The 16,390-nt window shown below is 49.2% G+C and carries 20 protein-coding genes, 2 tRNA genes and 2 pseudogenes; 8 read left to right on the top strand and 16 right to left on the bottom strand.

Going from position 1 to position 16,390, the window contains the following annotated elements; genetic code table 11:
* The first annotated feature begins 100 nt into the window (after positions 1 to 100).
* On the top strand, positions 101 to 910 hold the full coding sequence (locus ACTQ34_RS00120) for a DUF4405 domain-containing protein (RefSeq protein ID WP_441361937.1): 810 nt from the start codon (positions 101 to 103) through the stop codon (positions 908 to 910).
* A 343-nt stretch (positions 911 to 1,253) separates the two neighbouring features.
* Here ACTQ34_RS00120 and ACTQ34_RS00115 read toward each other — a convergent pair.
* The 11 genes and pseudogenes from ACTQ34_RS00115 to ACTQ34_RS00065 all read right to left on the bottom strand — a co-directional run.
* A tRNA-Gln gene (locus ACTQ34_RS00115) sits at positions 1,254 to 1,327 on the bottom strand.
* Positions 1,328 to 1,466: 139 nt separating this feature from the next.
* Positions 1,467 to 1,751 carry a hypothetical protein gene (locus tag ACTQ34_RS00110; RefSeq protein ID WP_441361936.1) on the bottom strand — a complete coding sequence of 95 codons (285 nt, stop codon included), beginning with the start codon at positions 1,749 to 1,751 and terminating at the stop codon, positions 1,467 to 1,469.
* Positions 1,748 to 2,251 carry a YbhB/YbcL family Raf kinase inhibitor-like protein gene (locus ACTQ34_RS00105; RefSeq protein ID WP_441361935.1) on the bottom strand — a complete coding sequence of 168 codons (504 nt, stop codon included), beginning with the start codon at positions 2,249 to 2,251 and terminating at the stop codon, positions 1,748 to 1,750. The genes ACTQ34_RS00110 and ACTQ34_RS00105 overlap by 4 nt, the downstream gene beginning before the upstream one ends.
* Positions 2,252 to 2,286: 35 nt before the next feature.
* Positions 2,287 to 3,231, bottom strand: a pseudogene (locus tag ACTQ34_RS00100) (recombinase family protein); the annotation flags it as partial.
* Positions 3,228 to 4,250, bottom strand: coding sequence for a PDDEXK nuclease domain-containing protein (locus tag ACTQ34_RS00095; RefSeq protein ID WP_412315882.1), 1,023 nt, complete (start codon positions 4,248 to 4,250; stop codon positions 3,228 to 3,230). The gene ACTQ34_RS00095 and the pseudogene ACTQ34_RS00100, both read right to left, overlap by 4 nt.
* The gene (locus ACTQ34_RS00090; RefSeq protein ID WP_441361934.1) at positions 4,247 to 4,603 is read right to left on the bottom strand and encodes a helix-turn-helix domain-containing protein; all 357 of its coding nucleotides are present in this window, start codon (positions 4,601 to 4,603) and stop codon (positions 4,247 to 4,249) included. The genes ACTQ34_RS00095 and ACTQ34_RS00090 overlap by 4 nt, the downstream gene beginning before the upstream one ends.
* Positions 4,604 to 4,710: 107 nt before the next feature.
* Positions 4,711 to 4,926: a Kiwa anti-phage protein KwaB-like domain-containing protein gene (locus tag ACTQ34_RS00085; RefSeq protein ID WP_441362089.1), complete on the bottom strand. Its 216-nt coding sequence runs from the start codon at positions 4,924 to 4,926 to the stop codon at positions 4,711 to 4,713.
* Positions 4,927 to 5,036: 110 nt separating this feature from the next.
* Positions 5,037 to 5,585, bottom strand: a complete 549-nt coding sequence (locus tag ACTQ34_RS00080) for a cysteine desulfurase family protein (RefSeq protein WP_441361933.1) — start codon at positions 5,583 to 5,585, stop codon at positions 5,037 to 5,039.
* A complete protein-coding gene (locus ACTQ34_RS00075) occupies positions 5,563 to 6,690 on the bottom strand; it encodes a P-loop NTPase fold protein (protein ID WP_441361932.1) in 1,128 nt (375 codons plus the stop codon). The genes ACTQ34_RS00080 and ACTQ34_RS00075 overlap by 23 nt, the downstream gene beginning before the upstream one ends.
* Positions 6,691 to 6,706: 16 nt before the next feature.
* Positions 6,707 to 8,059, bottom strand: coding sequence for a hypothetical protein (locus ACTQ34_RS00070; RefSeq protein WP_441361931.1), 1,353 nt, complete (start codon positions 8,057 to 8,059; stop codon positions 6,707 to 6,709).
* A 33-nt stretch (positions 8,060 to 8,092) separates the two neighbouring features.
* A pseudogene (locus ACTQ34_RS00065) lies at positions 8,093 to 8,215 on the bottom strand (phosphoadenosine phosphosulfate reductase domain-containing protein); the annotation flags it as partial.
* A 32-nt stretch (positions 8,216 to 8,247) separates the two neighbouring features.
* Here ACTQ34_RS00065 and mobC point away from each other — a divergent pair.
* From mobC to ACTQ34_RS00050, 3 genes are all read left to right on the top strand, one after another.
* A complete protein-coding gene (gene mobC, locus ACTQ34_RS00060) occupies positions 8,248 to 8,457 on the top strand; it encodes a plasmid mobilization relaxosome protein MobC (protein ID WP_441361930.1) in 210 nt (69 codons plus the stop codon).
* 232 nt (positions 8,458 to 8,689) lie between these two features.
* Positions 8,690 to 9,082: a replication initiator protein A gene (locus tag ACTQ34_RS00055; protein WP_441361929.1), complete on the top strand. Its 393-nt coding sequence runs from the start codon at positions 8,690 to 8,692 to the stop codon at positions 9,080 to 9,082.
* A 110-nt stretch (positions 9,083 to 9,192) separates the two neighbouring features.
* Positions 9,193 to 9,378: a hypothetical protein gene (locus ACTQ34_RS00050; protein ID WP_441361928.1), complete on the top strand. Its 186-nt coding sequence runs from the start codon at positions 9,193 to 9,195 to the stop codon at positions 9,376 to 9,378.
* Positions 9,379 to 9,506: 128 nt separating this feature from the next.
* Here the strand turns inward: ACTQ34_RS00050 and ACTQ34_RS00045 are convergent.
* From ACTQ34_RS00045 to eda, 4 genes are all read right to left on the bottom strand, one after another.
* A tRNA-Ala gene (locus ACTQ34_RS00045) sits at positions 9,507 to 9,582 on the bottom strand.
* Positions 9,583 to 9,810: 228 nt separating this feature from the next.
* Complete coding sequence (locus tag ACTQ34_RS00040; protein WP_441361927.1) at positions 9,811 to 10,836, bottom strand: PfkB family carbohydrate kinase; 1,026 nt, start codon at positions 10,834 to 10,836, stop codon at positions 9,811 to 9,813.
* 24 nt (positions 10,837 to 10,860) lie between these two features.
* Entirely contained in the window at positions 10,861 to 11,205 is a 345-nt protein-coding gene (locus ACTQ34_RS00035; RefSeq protein ID WP_441361926.1) for a VOC family protein, read from the bottom strand.
* Entirely contained in the window at positions 11,198 to 11,842 is a 645-nt protein-coding gene (eda, locus tag ACTQ34_RS00030; protein WP_373164454.1) for a bifunctional 4-hydroxy-2-oxoglutarate aldolase/2-dehydro-3-deoxy-phosphogluconate aldolase, read from the bottom strand. The genes ACTQ34_RS00035 and eda overlap by 8 nt, the downstream gene beginning before the upstream one ends.
* A gap of 193 nt (positions 11,843 to 12,035) precedes the next feature.
* Between eda and ACTQ34_RS00025 the strand changes: the two genes are divergently transcribed.
* The 4 genes from ACTQ34_RS00025 to ACTQ34_RS00010 are packed head-to-tail and all read left to right on the top strand — an operon-like array spanning position 12,036 to position 15,191.
* On the top strand, positions 12,036 to 12,815 hold the full coding sequence (locus ACTQ34_RS00025; RefSeq protein ID WP_441361925.1) for an IclR family transcriptional regulator: 780 nt from the start codon (positions 12,036 to 12,038) through the stop codon (positions 12,813 to 12,815).
* Positions 12,816 to 12,873: 58 nt separating this feature from the next.
* Positions 12,874 to 13,896, top strand: coding sequence for a LacI family DNA-binding transcriptional regulator (locus ACTQ34_RS00020; protein WP_441361924.1), 1,023 nt, complete (start codon positions 12,874 to 12,876; stop codon positions 13,894 to 13,896).
* Positions 13,897 to 13,923: 27 nt separating this feature from the next.
* Positions 13,924 to 14,697, top strand: coding sequence for an alpha/beta hydrolase (locus ACTQ34_RS00015; protein WP_441361923.1), 774 nt, complete (start codon positions 13,924 to 13,926; stop codon positions 14,695 to 14,697).
* Positions 14,698 to 14,699: 2 nt separating this feature from the next.
* Complete coding sequence (locus ACTQ34_RS00010; RefSeq protein WP_441361922.1) at positions 14,700 to 15,191, top strand: GNAT family N-acetyltransferase; 492 nt, start codon at positions 14,700 to 14,702, stop codon at positions 15,189 to 15,191.
* A gap of 224 nt (positions 15,192 to 15,415) precedes the next feature.
* On the opposite strand, the gene ACTQ34_RS00005 is transcribed toward ACTQ34_RS00010, so the two are convergent.
* The coding region (locus tag ACTQ34_RS00005; RefSeq protein WP_441361921.1) for an IS110 family transposase at positions 15,416 to 16,390 on the bottom strand (975 nt) is incomplete at its 5' end.

Below are 16,390 nucleotides of genomic sequence, written 5' to 3'. Positions count from 1 at the left end.
TGTAATTTAATTTGATAAAATATAACTCGAAAACTTGTTAAAATTTAGAGCAGGTTTATTTGTCATTATTATTTTATGTCTCTGGAAAGGAAGTTTGGTTGTGAAGACAAAACGCAGATTTAAAATAGCACTGGACATTATTATGTTGCTTTTAACAATTACTTTTTTTGATAAAAGCCTAATCAGCCTTGCCTATCACGAAATTGCTGGCCTTGTCTTGATTGGTTTGCTTTTAGTGCATATCATGCTCAACATCAGAATCATTTCTGCTTTGTGCAAGCGATTCGAAATAATTCCAACTGAGATAAAAATAGGTATGGCAGTAGACCTATTGTTAATTGTATGTTTTGTTTGGATTGCGGTTAGCGGGATTATGATTTCGCGTACAATTTTGACCAGCATATCATCAGATCAATTGATTTTTAAATTGGGACATATGTTTGCCGGGGGTGTCTCAATTATTCTTTTAGGGATTCACATAGGTTTGCATTTGTGCTATCGAAAATTCCCGATTATAGCCTCTGTCTTGCTCTCATTTGTTGTTTTGTGCGGTGGTGTTTATGGTGTAATGCATTCCAAACAAATAAGCTGGCTTAGCATACCGTTTTCCACCGCTGTTTCTTCTGATAATCCAAGAGAAAATAAAGCATCACACGGTGATATAAAGAAAGATCAGGATTCCGGTCTTCAAGAAGATGTATCGTATCCATCTAATATGATTCGTAAGGATAAGAACGATGAAAGAAACAATGCCAATTTGATGTTGGGAACAAATATCTCTCAAAAAATAGCAGATACCTGTATGTATTTGAGCATGATATTATCTTGGTCGGTAATGACATATTGGATTGTACGAATGAAAAGAAAAGTGATGAAAAAAGAGAAAACGCATAAATTATATAACACTTAGAAATAACCACTTTAAAATAAAGAATATTGTGTGACTGAGTTAACAGATTGCGACATAGAAAGGGCTGCGGAGAAATCTCCACAGCCTTTTTGTCGTTAATATACCATATTCAAATTTGTCGGTTTCATGACGTTCACGCATTTTCCGTTGCCATGAGCTTAGCTATTCTTATGCAACTTTGCTGTCAAAACTTTTGGGCAAAGAGCAGGCTGTTTGACCGTCTGGAAAACGGGTTCGAAAAACCGTTTGACAGACATTTGACAGACATCAGAAATCTGGAAATTCCAAGGGCTGCAAAAAGTGATGAAAAAAGCAGCTTTTCCGAAGAAAAGCTGCTTTTCGGTGGCAGCCGAAGAAGGATTCGAACCCTCACAAACAGAGTCAGAGTCTGTCGTGCTACCTTTACACAATTCGGCTGTATTCTCTTTCTGTCCTTGCGACTTGTATATTATACTATGGCAATGCGCGAGTGTCAAGTACTTTTTTTGAAAATTTTATTTTTCCAAAAGAGGAAAGGTCAACTCCTTCGAGTTGACCTCGAACCTCGTTTGATGGTTTATTTGGGGAAAGACTCAGTGGCGTTGGTGATTTCATATCGCCGGTTGCGCAGCCAAAGAATTGCGTCGGCGGAAACCATCAGGACGTTGAGCAAATAGAGAAAGAGAACCGCGTCAAAATGGTAGAGCAGTTTGTTGGCGATTCCTGCCAGATAGCCCAGAATGAGCACCAGAAGGAAGAACAGGCTTTTTCCTTGCGTGGAGCGGGATTTCCAGGAGCGCACGATGGAAAAGGGCCATGCCGCCCCAAAGCACAGCATCATCAGCGCTTCCAAACCGCTCAACTTCGGTACACTCCCTTGATGGTGGTCTGCTCCAGAATATGGCCTTCCATCTGGCGGAACATCTCATGGAACCAGAAGCCGTCCTTCAAGTCCAGCAGAGTGTCCAGTGCATAGACATGCAGTTCATAGGTGTGCGGCTCATTCGGGGGTGCCATGCCGCCGTAGCAAGCCGAGAGTTCCGGATGCTGCTGTCCGCCCTGGATGCTCACCCAGCTGTTAAGACCTTGCACAAAATCTGCATTGGCCTGGCTGTCGTTCTCCTCCAGCTTGGTGCGGGTGATGTTGGCCGCTACCCAGTGAATCCAGGAAAAGCCGCCGCTGACGGGGCAGGCATCCTTATCCTCCAGAAAAAGCGCAAAACTCTTGGCACCTTCGGGTGCTTCGAGAATCTCCAGCGGCAGGGAGTAGCTGGGTACGCCGTTTTCGTTATGATGGTCGCCGTGCTTGCCGAAGCGATCCTCAATGATTCCGTCTACAATACCATGACTGATTACCTTCATGGGAAAAACCTCCTTGTGATGTTTGACACGGTTATCATATCACAGCCCTTTTTCCGTTTAGCGTTACCGCATTTGTAATAGTAATGCATGGTTCCGGTGTGGCTCTTCCCGCTCTCGCCAACCATCATCCGCTCACACTTGCCGCAGAACAGCTTTGTAGTCAACAAAAATTCGCTCTCTTTGGCTTTCATGTGAGCCGGCGCGCGTTTATTCTTCTCCATGCGCTGCTGCACACGATAGAATAAATCTTCCGGCACAATGGCAGGAACACCGCCGGGAATGACCACATCCTGATAGCTGTACTCACCAATGTATTTGCGATTTTTCAATAGCGCATTGAAGCTGTTGGTATTGAACGGCTTGCCACGTTTGGTTGTCAGCCCGCGTGAATTGAAATCTTCGATGATAGAGCGTACTGTTGCACCTTCGGAATATCGTTCAAAGATTTCCACTACCAACGGTGCGGTTTCAGGATCCACCACCAGCTTTTGCGTCTGCTTGTCCAGCAGATAACCCAGCGGTATACCGCCGCCGTTATTCTTGCCCTTGAGGGCATTTTCTTTTTGTCCGCGATGGATCTTCTCGGACAACTCAGCGGAGTAAAACTCGGCATATCCTTCCAGCATGGATTCCAGAATGATGCCCTCCGGTCCGTCGGAGATATGCTCTTTGGCGGAAACGACTTTCACGCCGTTCTTTTTCAAAATGTGCTTGTAATGTGCGCTGTCGTAGCGGTCACGGGAGAAACGGTCGAGCTTCCAGACAAGCACGATCTCAAAAAGTCCCTTTGCGCTGTCCTTGATCATGCGCTGGAACTCCGGACGGTCAGCGGTTTTCGCAGACAACGCACGGTCAATGTAGCTGCCGACAACCGTTATGCCGTTGCGTTGTGCGTATTCGCCGCATTCACGGAGCTGACCTTCGATAGATTCCTCACGTTGATTGTCCGACGAATAGCGTGCATAAATGACTGCATTCATTCTTCATCATCCTCGTCACGTTCACCGCTTTCCAGCGCAAGTTCGGTCAATTCACGCAGTTTGTTTTGCAGGAGTGTCTTATCCGGCAGACAAAGTCTGTAATCAGCTACGAGCGTAGGTGACATACTGCGGCTCAATGCGTATTCCACAACCGCGTCATCCTTGCTGGCGCAAAGAATAACGCCAACGCTCGGATTTTCATTCGGCTTTTTTACGTCGCGGTCAAGAGCTTCCAGATAGAAATTGATCTGACCGATATGCTCCGGTTTGAATTTCCCGATCTTCAATTCAATCGGCACAAGGCAGGACAGCGCACGGTTGTAGAACAGAAGATCAATGTAAAAGTCCTGTCCGCCCACCTGAACGCGGTATTCCTCGCCGATAAACGTGAAGTCCTTTCCAAATTCAAGAATGAATTGCTTCAAATTGCCTGTGATCGCCTTGCGAAGGTTACGCTCGGAATACTGCTCCGGCAAATCAAGAAATTCAAGCACATAGGTATCAAGGATGCTGCCTCGCACATCCTGCGGTACAGATTCGGGTATCAGCTTCTTGGAGGAAAGCATATAACGCTCATAGTAAGCACTGTCCATCTGGCGTTCCAGTTCACGCTTGGAATAATGTTCCTTTGCGCACAGTGTCATGTAGAAATGCCGTTCTTCCGCAGACTTTGATCCGGACATAATGAGCAAGTGATTCGTCCAGCTGATTTGTGTCACCAGTGGTGTCACAAATTCATCGTCCTTGTAAGTCTCGTAAAACTGCTTCATACGGTAAAGTCCGCGACGGTTAAAGCCTTTGACGCCGGGATTGGCTTCGGCAATGTATGCCGCAACTTCATCAATAACCTTATCTCCAAATCCGGAATCAGCGCACAGCGAAGAAAGGTATTCGCCAACATTCCAGTACATCTGAATCAATTCCGCATTGACCGCTTTCAATGCGCGGGTGCGGGCATTGTCGATGATGGAGATGATTTCATCGAACTGTCCCGTTTTCGGGGTTAATTCCTTGCTCATGTTTTTGCCTCCCCAAGCATTTGTATCAGGGTTTTCTTTAGCTTATCGTTCATCGGAGAAGACGGATCAAAGCACATCTCCACAAATTGCGCAAGCTCAGGATTGCCCTCGCCAACCGGGGGCTTCGCCTGATACAGCTTGCCCTGCGGCTCGTCGCAGCGGGCAAAGATGTAATCCATCGAAACGTCAAAATAGTCCGCATATTTACGCAAAAGCTCCACCGTAGGCGTAGCTTGGCCGTTTTCATATCGGTTGATGCTGGACTGCGTAGAGCCGATCACATCGGCAAACTTCGCCTGAGAGATACCAATGCTCTCGCGAAGGGCACGCAGTCTGTTACTCAGTTGTTTCATTGAAGCCAACCTCCTTTTCGGGTTAACAATAGTATAATCAAAATCCGAGCCAAAGTCAACCCGGATTTTGAAGATGGATTGTAAACTTTTGTGTGGTTGTCACTTGGTCATTCGGAAGTACGGGTAGTATTGTCTTTTGCAGATGCTTCATAATATTGCTCAGTAAGTTCAGACCGTAAGAACGCATCATTCATCAGTTTCAAAAATGCATCTTTAGACTTTTTTGTGTCTAATCTGATTTTAGTCCCATCTTCGCTATACTTAAACTTTCCAGTAAGCTCCGATGTGGTTTTTGTGAATTCCACAATTGCCTCTTTAGTGATGCCTAATTTAAAAAATGGAGGTCCTTTTAAACTTTAGATATACATGTAGTTCATCCTTTTTCATGGTGGTGTCTCCATTTTTGAAATATGCGGTTCAACACCTGTCATTGTTACTTAGTTTTCAAAATATCTACAATAGCCTTTGCTATTTCTACTGCATCAGATTCTTCATTGTCTCGTCCAAAAGAAACGCGGATAGTGCCATGAGCATATTCTTTTGGAACCCGGATCGCCTGTATCACATGAGATACCTGAGTATTAACTGAGTCACATGCGGAGCCTGTAGAGATAGCAATACCCTTAAGATCGAGTCTGTGAAGTAACATTTCGCCACTTACATTGCGAATAGACACGTTTACATTGCCAGGAATATGATTGGCGCTGCCATTACGGGTAAAATCAATTCCCGACAATTTGAGCACATCTAAGAATTTATCCTCAAGTTGATGGAGCTTATTCTGCGTCTGATCCATATGGTCGCAGTTCTTTTTTAATGCTGCTGCCATGCCAACAATGGAAGCAATATTTTCTGTACCGGCTCTCATGCCATGTTCCTGTGCGCCGCCGTCAGCATACGGAAAAATTTTTGTCCCGGACTTAATATAGATAAATCCAATGCCTTTAGGCCCGTTAAACTTATGAGCCGAAGCTGACAGCATATCTACGCCGAGTTCCTTTACATTTAACCAGCTTGCGGGAACCCTTTGTTCGATCACAGAGTTCGTCTACCGTTTCCTCCCATTCCTTCAGAATCTGCGGATCCTCCTTCTTTGTCATGGCAGAACCCATCAGACGGAACGCCATATTATCAGGCAGCGAGATCTCACAGATAGGGTCAATAAATCTGCCCTTAATCTTGCCGAATTCCTTGTCACCGTCAGGGAAGATATGCATAGCATCGTGAGTGACAATCAGCATGTAAAAAGGTGCAGAACTGCTCAAATCGACAATCCTCTGGAATCCGGTAAGACTGCGCATGTTATTGCGGAAGTATTCCGTAAACTCATCCCAGATGAACATGATTGCCTTCAGATTATTCTCCTGAATGACAGCCTCAATCCAGGCAGTCAGATGATCAGCGTCCAGCTGCAGCATCTGCAAATGACGCTCTTCTGCTACCTTTGTAATCTTCGACATAAGCTCAATCAGGCTGTCACCGGTAAAGCTTTTGAGATTGGCAATAACAGCATCCGCATCTGCGCCACCGAATATCGGACGGTACGGTCCGGCAAGCAGACTGTTGAAGAAATCTTTGTTCAGAGGATCGTTAATCCACTGAATAACAGAATCCTTTAATGCTGCCTCAGTTGTATCCATACCATTTTCTTTTAACGCGTGCTGAATACTTTCCTGAATGGCAAAGACCAGACTATCATCGCCGTGAATCTTGGAAGAACCATATCGGTGAACCGTCAAAATCTTCTGCTCTCCGGTTTTCAGTTGCTGGAACTGATTATATAAATCATTGCTAAGCTGATCCGGATATTTATCAAAGTAAGCCTTTGTGTCCTCCGGCGAAGCCTCAAGCAACTTTTTCAGCGTTAATACAGCATGAGATTTACCGGTACCATAGGCACCTTCAACCCAAATGGATACTTTCTGCTTTCTGGAGAGAACACTTACAGTATCCTTCAGAAGCTTTACAAAGGTTTCATGCGGATAGAACTTCTTCCAGATATCCGGGTTGTTATTTATTACTTTCTCGTTGATCTGCGGAAAATACTCCGGATCAATGTCAAAATAGTCGCGGTATTTATCCAACATCCTGCCATCCCCCTTATCAGAACAGACTAAGAACATCCGCTGATGTCTTGTCACTGCGTAGCGATATGTTGTCCAGGTCAATCGTAAACGAGCAGTTGCTAAACTCCGGATAGTTTACACTCAGGCCGTTGAGAATCTTCTCCATCTTATCCCTGTCAATTCCGAAAATTTCCGTCGGGCTTACGCCATCACTGTCAATATCATGATTCAGGAGACGCGTCAGTGTGAACTGATAGTAACCATCGCACGCCTCTGCAAACTTATAGAGAGAGTAGAGAACGACAAGAGGCTCCGGGTACTCCCAAGGAGATCTTGTAATAGATACAACCCGATTCTTTTCTTTATATGCGTGACCCATACCAACTTCGTTGAAAGGCAAATCAATGAACCGCCCAAACGAACTCCAGATATCATTTACCCAGCTTTCTTTTGCACCATCCTGAACAAGCAAAGAAAGAGTGTACTCTTTGCTGTAGGTTTCTCCCATATTCATACGCTTAACAAACCAGTTGATTTGAGGCGTATAAGATAAGTTTGTGAGCATGATGCCCCATGCGGCAGGCTCGTCCAAACCAATCTTATCAATTATTTGAGCAGTCCTGCTAAATCCACCTTCATCAAGCAACTCTGAATCTCTCAGAAAGCGCTTGAAAAAGCTGTACATCTGTGAACCCAGAGAATGCTTCTGATCAAAATCATTTTTGTACTCAAAGTACTGCTTAAACCAGTCAGCTTTTGGAGCGTGATGTGAATAGCAGTTAAGGCTTTTATTTGCAGACATCGATAAACCTCCCTTTGGCATTTCTAAGGACTTATAAACCAAACAGCCCTTTTCAACTTTATGACATTGCGCGCAATGTACACATTGTTCGCTAATCGTTACTTTACCATTTACCATGGAAATGCAACCATTATGGCAGTCAGCTTCGCATTCTCTACACCCGATGCAACACGCCGATTTACGAAAAACATTTTTAAAGAGTTTCACAAACAACGGATTACGTTTAGAATACTCTCTATCATATCGAACCTCATAGCCATCCTTGATTGGATTCAGGGAAAAGGTAAATTCCTCATTTCGGAACAACATCCTATACGGCGACTCATCATTTAAAAGTACACCGATGGTCTTTATCCATGTTTTCCAATCTACCTTGGGATTGTGAACCTCAATTACATTCTCTGTTTTTGTGGTTTTTTCTTCATACCCCATGCTAATTGAAAGATCTCGTCCATTCTTGCGAGCTTTCCATCCGCCGTTCGCAATGAAATCCTCCAAAACATCTTTATCCGGCAGGTGTTGTTTATACAATTCTCTGATGATGTTTGCATAGGTATCAAATGAATCTGGGTAGCATTCCCTACTCATATACTCATTTCTCTCAGCAGCACGTGGACATACTAAGCATCCTGCTCTTCTGTTACCTTTCTTATATGCTTCATTTAAAATCAAGTCGTTTGCATAGATGTAGCAAAATAGTTCAGCGGAATTCCATTCAAGAATAGGATTACAGCTGTATTGCCCCTTGTGTTTTTCTCCAAGGCTATCTACGCAAGATGGCGATCGACGGCTATATCATCAAAGTGGATTACACCGAGCAAAAGAAACTGGCTGCTGCCGTCAGCCGAGTTGCAGGAAACATCAACCAGATCTGCCGCCGTATCAATCAGACAGGGCATTTCTATCCGGATGATATCGTCGAGTTGAAAGCGAAACAGTGTGAAATTTGGGAAATACTCAAGCAGTCGCAAAGGGCGGAACTATGACCACAACGGGATTATCCGTGTATGGATTTCCCGTCACCGGATTTTCAGAAGGTGGATAACCAGACGCTCCGGAGCGCACCGTTATTGGATTTCCGGACGTCGGTTTTCCGAACATTCACAGAGGATGAAATTCATACCCAAATCAATAAGAAATAAACTAACGCTCAATAGAGTCATCCATCAATCCAATCAATACCGTTTTTTGATGGATAGGATGGGATAGGAGGTCACAATGACACAGAATTTTTTACGATTTACTACAGAGAGCCTTTCGGCATCGTACATACCGTTCCCACGGTTTCTTATGGAGGACAGCCTTGCGGATCTATCCAACGATGCAAAGGTGCTGTATGCGCTTATGCTGGACAGAGCCAGCATTTCAAAGGTTAACGGATTCATAGAGGCAGACGGCACAATCCGTCTCTACTTCACCGTAGAACAGGCACAGAAGAAACTGCATCGAAGTCGGCAGTGTGTTACACGCATATTCCGAGAATTGGAATATAGCGGATTGATCTACCGAAAGAAACAGGGCCTTGGAAAGCCAGCGCTGATCACGCTCAATTACCCGTCCAACGCAAAGCTGATCCGCCCGAAGGAGGCGGGCGAAAATCTGTCAGGATAAAGGTCGAAAATAGGATATTTTATGCTCCACAAGAGACGCAAACGCTGAGGGGCATATCTTTACTCATCCGCGCCAAAAAAGCACCTGTGCGCCGTGAAGGGAGGAATAGAATGAAGAAAAAGAACTGCTATGATGTGAATGATGTTAACTCCGCTGAGATTCCAGAGTTTGTATATGAGTCTCTGGCAAAGAGTCTGTTGCCGGTGATTCAGAAGTATTATGAAAGCGATGAGGGCAAGCGGGCATTTGCCGAATGGAAAGAGAAAAAAGAAGCTGCGGCGAAAGATTCTACATAAACGAACCGGGAAGATTGCCATATTCGGCAGTCCTCCCGCTTTTGCGTTTACCAATCTTCAATTTCCTCGATATAAACAATAAATCCGAACCCATCTCCGATTGGATAAAGGTTCGGATTGTATTGATTTGGTGGAGACGGTGAGGATCGAACTCATGACCTCCACACTGCCAGTGTGGCGCTCTCCCAGCTGAGCTACGCCCCCATCAAAATGTCTGTCAACAGATTCTGACGACAAAATATATTATACGCAGGTTTTGTATGTATGTCAAGAAGAAAATCCAACATCTTGCAATATTCTGCGGAACTTTTTTCAAACAGACAGCAAAACACCCGTGCGTGGAGAGGGCACGGGTGTTTTGCGTTTGTAGGATAGGAATGGTTATCAATATGATGGCAATTCCGGCAAAGCCGGAAAGGCTTGCAGAAAAAATCAGCGCTGGATACGGCCCGAGCCGTCGCCGCCGGCGAGCTTCTCAACCTCGGCAACGGTTACCATGTTGTAGTCGCCCTCGATGGAGTGCTTGAGTGCGGAAGCCGCAACCGCAAACTCGACCGCTTCCTGCGTGGTCTTGCCGGTCAGCAGGGAGTAAATCAGGCCGCCGCCGAAGGAGTCGCCGCCGCCGACACGGTCGATGATGTGCAGCTCGTACTTCTTGGAGAAGCAGTACTCGTCGGACGCAACATCGTACAGCATGGCGCTCCAGCCGTTGTCGAATGCGGAGTGGGACTCACGCAGGGTGATGGCAACCTTCTCAAAGCCGAACTTGTCCGCCAGCTGCTTGGCAACCGACTTGTAGCCCTCGCGGTTGATTTCGCCTGCGTAAATGTCGGTCGCCCCGGCCTCGATGCCGAATACGTCCTTGGCGTCCTCTTCGTTGGAGATGCATACATCCACATACTGGCACAGCTCGGTCATGGCCTCGCGCGCCTGCTCGCGGGTCCACAGCTTGCCGCGGTAGTTCAGGTCGCAGGAGATTTTCACACCGTGCGCCTTGGCAGCCTGGCAGGCTTCGCGGCAGATTTCCACCACATTCGGACCGAGCGCCGGAGTGATGCCGGTGAAGTGGAACCAGTCCACGCCCTCAAAAATCTTGTTCCAATCGAAATCAGCGGTGGTCGCTTCCTGAATAGCGGAGTGCGCGCGGTCATAGATGCAGACCGAGCCGCGCTGGGATGCGCCCTTCTCGTTGTAGTAGATGCCGACACGGTCGCCGCCGCGGGTGATCATGCTGGTGTCGACGCCGTAGCGGCGCAGGGAGTTGACAGCTGCCTGACCGATTGCGTGTGTCGGCAGCTTGGTGACGTAAGCCACGTCCAGACCGTAGTTGGCCAGCGAAACGGCAACGTTGGCCTCGCCGCCGCCGAAGGTGAACTCCAGGTGGTCAGCCTGTACAAAACGCTCGTAGTTGTACGGCTGCAGACGAACCATCAGCTCGCCGAAAGTAACGATTTTCATGTGATTTCCTCCGTGTTTTTATGATTATTGTTTGCCGACCAGATGAATCGCAAATCCGCAGATTTCATCCGACAGATAGATTGCATTCAGGGTGCCGTCTGTCTTGTATTTGGCGGTGGCGTCGTTGAAGGAAAAGCCGCGTGTTTCCAACTCGGCTTTGGCCGCCGCAACATCCGGCGTACCAATGGCAATGTGGCCGTTTTTGCCCATATACGGTTCCTTCATCAGTTCGATGTCGCCGGCAAAAAAGGAGCTGTTGCCCTCTTTGACTGCAAAACCGAACAGGGTTTGGAACATCTCGGCAGCTTTTTGCGCCTCTTCCTTGTTTGCAGCATTGATGCCGATGTGTGCCAGTGAATACTTAACCATTGCGCGCCTCTTTCACGATCTCAACCGACTTCTTGCACAGCTCGGTGATTTCGTCCCACTTGCCGTTGTCGATGAGGTCAGCGGTAACCATATACGAGCCGCCGCAGGCAGCGATGACCGGGTTCTTGACATAGTCCGCGAGGTTTTTCAGCGAGATGCCGCCGGTCGGCATAATCTTAAACATCGGGAACGGTGCATTCATGGCCTTAATTTTGGCAATACCGCCGGACTGCTCGGCGGGGAAGAACTTGAGCACTTCCAGACCAAACTTGTAGGCGGTGTGATAGTCGGTCGGGGTGGTGCAGCCGGGGAAGATCTGGATGCCGACCTTCTGGCAGTAAGCAACGATTTCAGGGTCCATGCCGGGGGTCACGATGAACTGGGCACCGGCAGCCATGGCTTCGTCAACCTGCGCGGTGGTGAGCACTGTGCCGGCGCCGACCAGCATTTCCGGGAAATTCTCACGCATGGCCTTGATGGCGATGGCCGCGCCTGCCGCACGGAAGGTAACCTCCGCTACCGGCACGCCACCTGCAATCAGGGCCTTAGCCAGCGGGATTGCGTCACGCTCGGGATGGTTGAGCTTGATGACCGGCACAACGCCGATGGACTGAACTTTTTTTTCCATTTCATTCATTGCGATCTTCCTCCGTGTTTCATATTATGAAATGCCGTTTCATAAATTTCTTTGATGCTTTTATTATAAAACTTTACCGTCAGATTGCAAGAGTTTTTCACAAACAATCTGTGCAAAGTTTCCCTTGTTTTTTTGGTGAAAATACATTAAAATGGAACAAAGTTTTATAATGTGGAACGAAAGGGGCCTCGTTATGGCAGAATCCTCATCTGTGCAGTCGCTCGACCGTGCGTTTGATTTGCTGGAGCTGCTGTGCAAGAGCAGGAATGGAATGAGCATCGGCGCGTTGTCGGCCGAAACCGGCCTGCACAAGAGCACGGTGCACCGTCTGCTGTCGAGCATGTGCACGCGCGGTTATGTGCAGCGTGATGCGGTGACCAGTATTTATCGCGCCGGCATGCGTTTGTGCGAACTGAGCAGTTTTATCATGGACAATTTGGATGTGGTGGAGCGTGCGCGCCTGCCGATGGAGCGTTTAAGCCGGGAAACCGAGGAGACGGTGCATCTGGTGATGCAGGAGGAGCACGACATCGTTTATATTCATAAGGTGGAAAGCGACCGCGGTGCGATTCGCATGTTTTCGCGTATCGGCATGCGCCGGCCGCTGTATTGTACGGGAGTGGGCAAGGCGATTCTTGCCACTTGGCCGGACAGCGAGGTGCATGCCCTCTGGCAGGAGAGCGACGTTAAGCCGTGGACTGCGCATACCATTGTGTCCGAGGATGCCTTTTTCCATGAGTTGGAGCGAGTGCGCCGACTGGGTTATGCGCTCGATGATGAGGAAAACGAGTTGGGTGTGCGCTGCATTGCCGCTGCGATTCCGGACTATCGCGGCCGTGCGTCCTATGCAGTTTCGGTTTCCGCGCCAATCAGCCGCATGTCGGATGAGCGCATCGGCTTGCTGCGCGGTCCGTTGCTGGCAGCATGCGATGAGATAGCGGCGGCCTTGGGCGGGAGTATGAGCCGGATGTGATACACTGGCGCAACCGGATGGATTTTCCGGAGTGGGATGGAAGAACAGGAGTGAGGGAATGGCAGTTACATTGGCGGAAATCGCGGCGCTGGCAGGCGTTTCGCGCGGCACGGTGGACCGTGCGCTGAACAACCGCGGACGGGTAGACCCCAAGGTGGCCGCGCGGGTGCGGCGTATCGCGGTGGAAATGGGATACCGGCCCAACCGAGCGGGCAGGATGCTGGCATTGGCAAAGCATCCGATTAAAATCGGTGTGATTGTACAGTCGGTGGAAACCATGTTTATGCATATGGTATATGAGGAAGCCAGCCGCGCCTGTGCGCGCTTGAAAAGCGAGGGCGCGGAGGTGTTGCTGCGCCCGCTGGAGGGGGTAGACGCTTCGCGTCAGCTCGACGCGATTGACGAGTTGGTTGAGAAAGGCGTGAACGGCCTTGCGGTAACGCCGGTAGAGGATGACGCGGTGCGTGCGCGTCTGCGGTCGCTGTCCGGTGAGATGCCGGTGGTCACGTTTAACACGGATTTATCGGAATCCGGCCGCTTGTGCTATATCGGATCGGATAATTATGCCTGCGGACGCGCCTGCGCAGGGTTGATGAATCTGCTGCTTGCCGGCGGCGGCGAGGTGCTGGTTGTGGCGGGACAGGAAAACAACCTGTCGCACCGGCAGCGCGTAGAGGGCTTTTGTGACGAAGCCGCGTCGCATTTTCCGGATTTGAAGCTGCTGCCGCCCGAGACCTGCGGGGACGATCAGCAGCTTGCCCATGATATTGTATGCCGAACGGTGCAGGAGCATCCGCAATTGCGCGGTGTGTATGTTTCAGTCAACGGACAGATTGGCGCATGCGACGCACTGCGCGAACTGGGATTACAGGGAAAGGTGCATTTGATTTGTCATGACCTGTCCGAGGTCAACGCGGAAAACATCCGCGCGGGCCTGATTGACTTCTTGATTGATCAGGACGCGCATTTGCAGGGTGTGCGGCCGGTGGAGCTGCTGCTTGACTATTTGCTGGTAGGAGAAAAACCGGAAAACGAGCGCATCTTGGCGCGGATTGATATCCGCAACCGATATAATGTGTAAGCGCAGCAGCAAAGAAGGAGGCAGTGCATGATGGAACAGGTACAGCTGCCGCGCGGCGTTTTGACTCATTTCGGCGTGGCCGCTGGGGAGAAAAAGCTTGCACTGGTGCTCTGTCCGGGCGGCGGCTATGAATTTTGCTCGATTCGGGAGGGCGCGCCGGTTGCGCGGGCGTTTGCGCGGGACGGCATCGAGTCGTTTGTGCTGGAATATGACTGCACGGATGCGCCGCTTGGCAAGCAGCCGGTGCACACGCTGTCCGCAGCAGTTGCATGGGTGCGGGAGAACGCGGCGCGCTTCGATGTAGATGCAAACCGCATCGCGGTCGGCGGATTTTCTGCGGGTGCGCATCTGGCGGGTACGCTGGCGGCGGTTTGGAACAAGCCGGAGTGGTTTGACGCAGGCACCAACCTTGCAAAACACCGGCCGTATGCGGCGGTGCTGGGGTATCCGGTCGTGACTGCGGGCGAATATGCCCATCGCGGCAGTTTTGTGCGTCTGGCGGGGGAGGATACCGCGAGACAGCAGGTGTTTTCGCTGGAAAAACTGGTGGATGCGGACACGCCGCCGATATTTTTATGGCACACGCTGACCGACGCGACCGTGCCGGTCGAAAATACGCTGCTGTTGGAAGCCGCGCTGCGCAAAGCGGGCGTATCGCATGAGGTGCATCTGTTTCCGCATGGGGTGCACGGGCTGGCGCTGGCGGATTTTGAAACCTACGACCCGGCGCGCGGCCGCCGTCCGGACCGGCATCTGGCCCGGTGGCAGACATTGTGCGCGGAGTGGCTGAAGGAGTTATAACCATGGAAATACGACACACGCAGCTATCCGACTTGCCGGTGCTGCTTGAGATTTTTGCGGGTGCGCGTCGTTTTATGGCGGAAAACGGCAATCCCAACCAGTGGGGCGACCATACGCCCACACGCGAAATGTTAGAGGAGGATATTGCGGCGGGGTGCAGCTATGTCTGTATACAGGATGGACGTATCGCAGCGACGTTTTGCTTTTCCACGGCGGGCGAGCCGACCTATCGGGTGATTCGAGAGGGCGCGTGGCTGGATGACGCGCCCTACGGCGTGGTGCATCGTATCGCGGCAGCCGAGCAGGGCCGCGGCGCGGCGGCGTACTGTCTGGAGTGGTGTCTGGAGCAGTGCGGCAATATCCGCATTGACACGCATCGTGACAACAAGCCGATGCAGCGGCTGCTCCAGCGACTGGGTTACACCTATTGTGGACTGATTGATTTGGAAAATGGACGCGGTGAGCGGCTGGCCTTTCAAAAACGGCAGGAATAAGCGTAAAGAAACCACCTTGAAAAGAGGTGGTTTTCTTTTTGATAAAAATAAAATGAAAGATTGACTTTAATAAAATTAAAGTATATACTGAAGATACCGAAAGACTAACTATTAAAAGTCAAGGCTAAAAATGTGGATTGGCAAAAAACGTAGACGGATCAAAAAAGGTATAGCAAAGCTGACGTCCGTTAGGACGCCTCCGCAGAACTATGAAAGCAACGAGGTTATGCTGCGGCATAGGGTCTCTGGGACTTCTCCATGGCGTAGATAAGGCGCACCAGCTTTTTGGCGGCATGAGAAATCGCTACGTTGTAGTGCTTGCCTTCGGCTCGCTTCTTGGCGAGATAGGCAGAGAAGGTTGGGTCCCAAAGGCAAACGTATTTAGTAGCGTTGTAGATCGCATAGCGCAGATATCTGGAGCCGCGTTTCTCCATGTGCGAGTAAGTCCCGGATAAGGAGAGTTGTCCGGATTGGTAAGTAGACGGCGACATACCGGCATAGGCCAAAATCTTATCCGGAGAATCAAAGCGAGAGAAGTCACCAATCTCGGCCAGGATCATAGCGCCCATGCGAATGCCAATGCCGGGGATGGTTGTAATGGGAGAATGAATTTCATCCATCATAATCTGAATGGCCGCTTCAATGTCGTCAATTTCCGCATCCAGTTCCCGAATCAACCGGATGGTATGCTGTAGCTCCAGAGATTTAGCGGGCATAACAGAGCCAACAGAGAGTCTGGCAGCATCTCGAAGTTCCGTTGCCATATCCCGTCCGTAGTGCCCTCTGGATGCTTCTTTCAGGAGTGTCTTCAACCGAGTCAGATGAACACCTGCAATCTGCTTGGCTCCTGGAAACTCGCTAAGAAGTGCGTAAACAGAGGCCATGTGGAGAGTTGGAACCAACTTTTCCAGTTCAGGAAACAAGATGGTAACCAAACGAGAAACAGATTGCTTTAGCTTAGCCCTCTCTTTAACCTTATCGAATCTGTATCTTGTGAGTGACTTCAGTTCCTCATTGTGGTATGCTGTGTCCGTGTAGGACTTGAGGTCCACATCAGACATGAGCATAGTCGCAATGGTTCGTGCATCAACACGGTCTGTCTTCGTTTTGCGAAGGCTGAGGCTTTTACGGTAAAGGTTGGTGTGCAGCGGATTGATGACGTAGGTGGCCAGACCTTTGTCAAGCAGAAATCCGAGGAT

The organism is Agathobaculum sp. LCP25S3_E8, from assembly GCF_052117165.1.
GTDB lineage: Bacteria > Bacillota > Clostridia > Oscillospirales > Butyricicoccaceae > Agathobaculum.
This window is presented reverse-complemented; position numbering and strand designations above follow the sequence as displayed.

Excerpts from the sequence above, each read along its gene's own strand:
- ACTQ34_RS00105 (WP_441361935.1), bottom strand. The coding sequence starts at position 2,251 with ATGAAGGTAATCAGTCATGGTATTGTAGACGGAATCATTGAGGATCGC.
- ACTQ34_RS00095 (WP_412315882.1), bottom strand. The coding sequence starts at position 4,250 with ATGAGCAAGGAATTAACCCCGAAAACGGGACAGTTCGATGAAATCATC.
- ACTQ34_RS00090 (WP_441361934.1), bottom strand. The coding sequence starts at position 4,603 with ATGAAACAACTGAGTAACAGACTGCGTGCCCTTCGCGAGAGCATTGGT.
- ACTQ34_RS00080 (WP_441361933.1), bottom strand. The coding sequence starts at position 5,585 with ATGCTGTCAGCTTCGGCTCATAAGTTTAACGGGCCTAAAGGCATTGGA.
- ACTQ34_RS00075 (WP_441361932.1), bottom strand. The coding sequence starts at position 6,690 with ATGTTGGATAAATACCGCGACTATTTTGACATTGATCCGGAGTATTTT.
- ACTQ34_RS00070 (WP_441361931.1), bottom strand. The coding sequence starts at position 8,059 with ATGAGTAGGGAATGCTACCCAGATTCATTTGATACCTATGCAAACATC.
- mobC (WP_441361930.1), top strand. The coding sequence starts at position 8,248 with ATGGCGATCGACGGCTATATCATCAAAGTGGATTACACCGAGCAAAAG.
- ACTQ34_RS00055 (WP_441361929.1), top strand. The coding sequence starts at position 8,690 with ATGACACAGAATTTTTTACGATTTACTACAGAGAGCCTTTCGGCATCG.
- ACTQ34_RS00050 (WP_441361928.1), top strand. The coding sequence starts at position 9,193 with ATGAAGAAAAAGAACTGCTATGATGTGAATGATGTTAACTCCGCTGAG.
- ACTQ34_RS00040 (WP_441361927.1), bottom strand. The coding sequence starts at position 10,836 with ATGAAAATCGTTACTTTCGGCGAGCTGATGGTTCGTCTGCAGCCGTAC.
- ACTQ34_RS00035 (WP_441361926.1), bottom strand. The coding sequence starts at position 11,205 with ATGGTTAAGTATTCACTGGCACACATCGGCATCAATGCTGCAAACAAG.
- eda (WP_373164454.1), bottom strand. The coding sequence starts at position 11,842 with ATGAATGAAATGGAAAAAAAAGTTCAGTCCATCGGCGTTGTGCCGGTC.
- ACTQ34_RS00025 (WP_441361925.1), top strand. The coding sequence starts at position 12,036 with ATGGCAGAATCCTCATCTGTGCAGTCGCTCGACCGTGCGTTTGATTTG.
- ACTQ34_RS00020 (WP_441361924.1), top strand. The coding sequence starts at position 12,874 with ATGGCAGTTACATTGGCGGAAATCGCGGCGCTGGCAGGCGTTTCGCGC.
- ACTQ34_RS00015 (WP_441361923.1), top strand. The coding sequence starts at position 13,924 with ATGATGGAACAGGTACAGCTGCCGCGCGGCGTTTTGACTCATTTCGGC.
- ACTQ34_RS00010 (WP_441361922.1), top strand. The coding sequence starts at position 14,700 with ATGGAAATACGACACACGCAGCTATCCGACTTGCCGGTGCTGCTTGAG.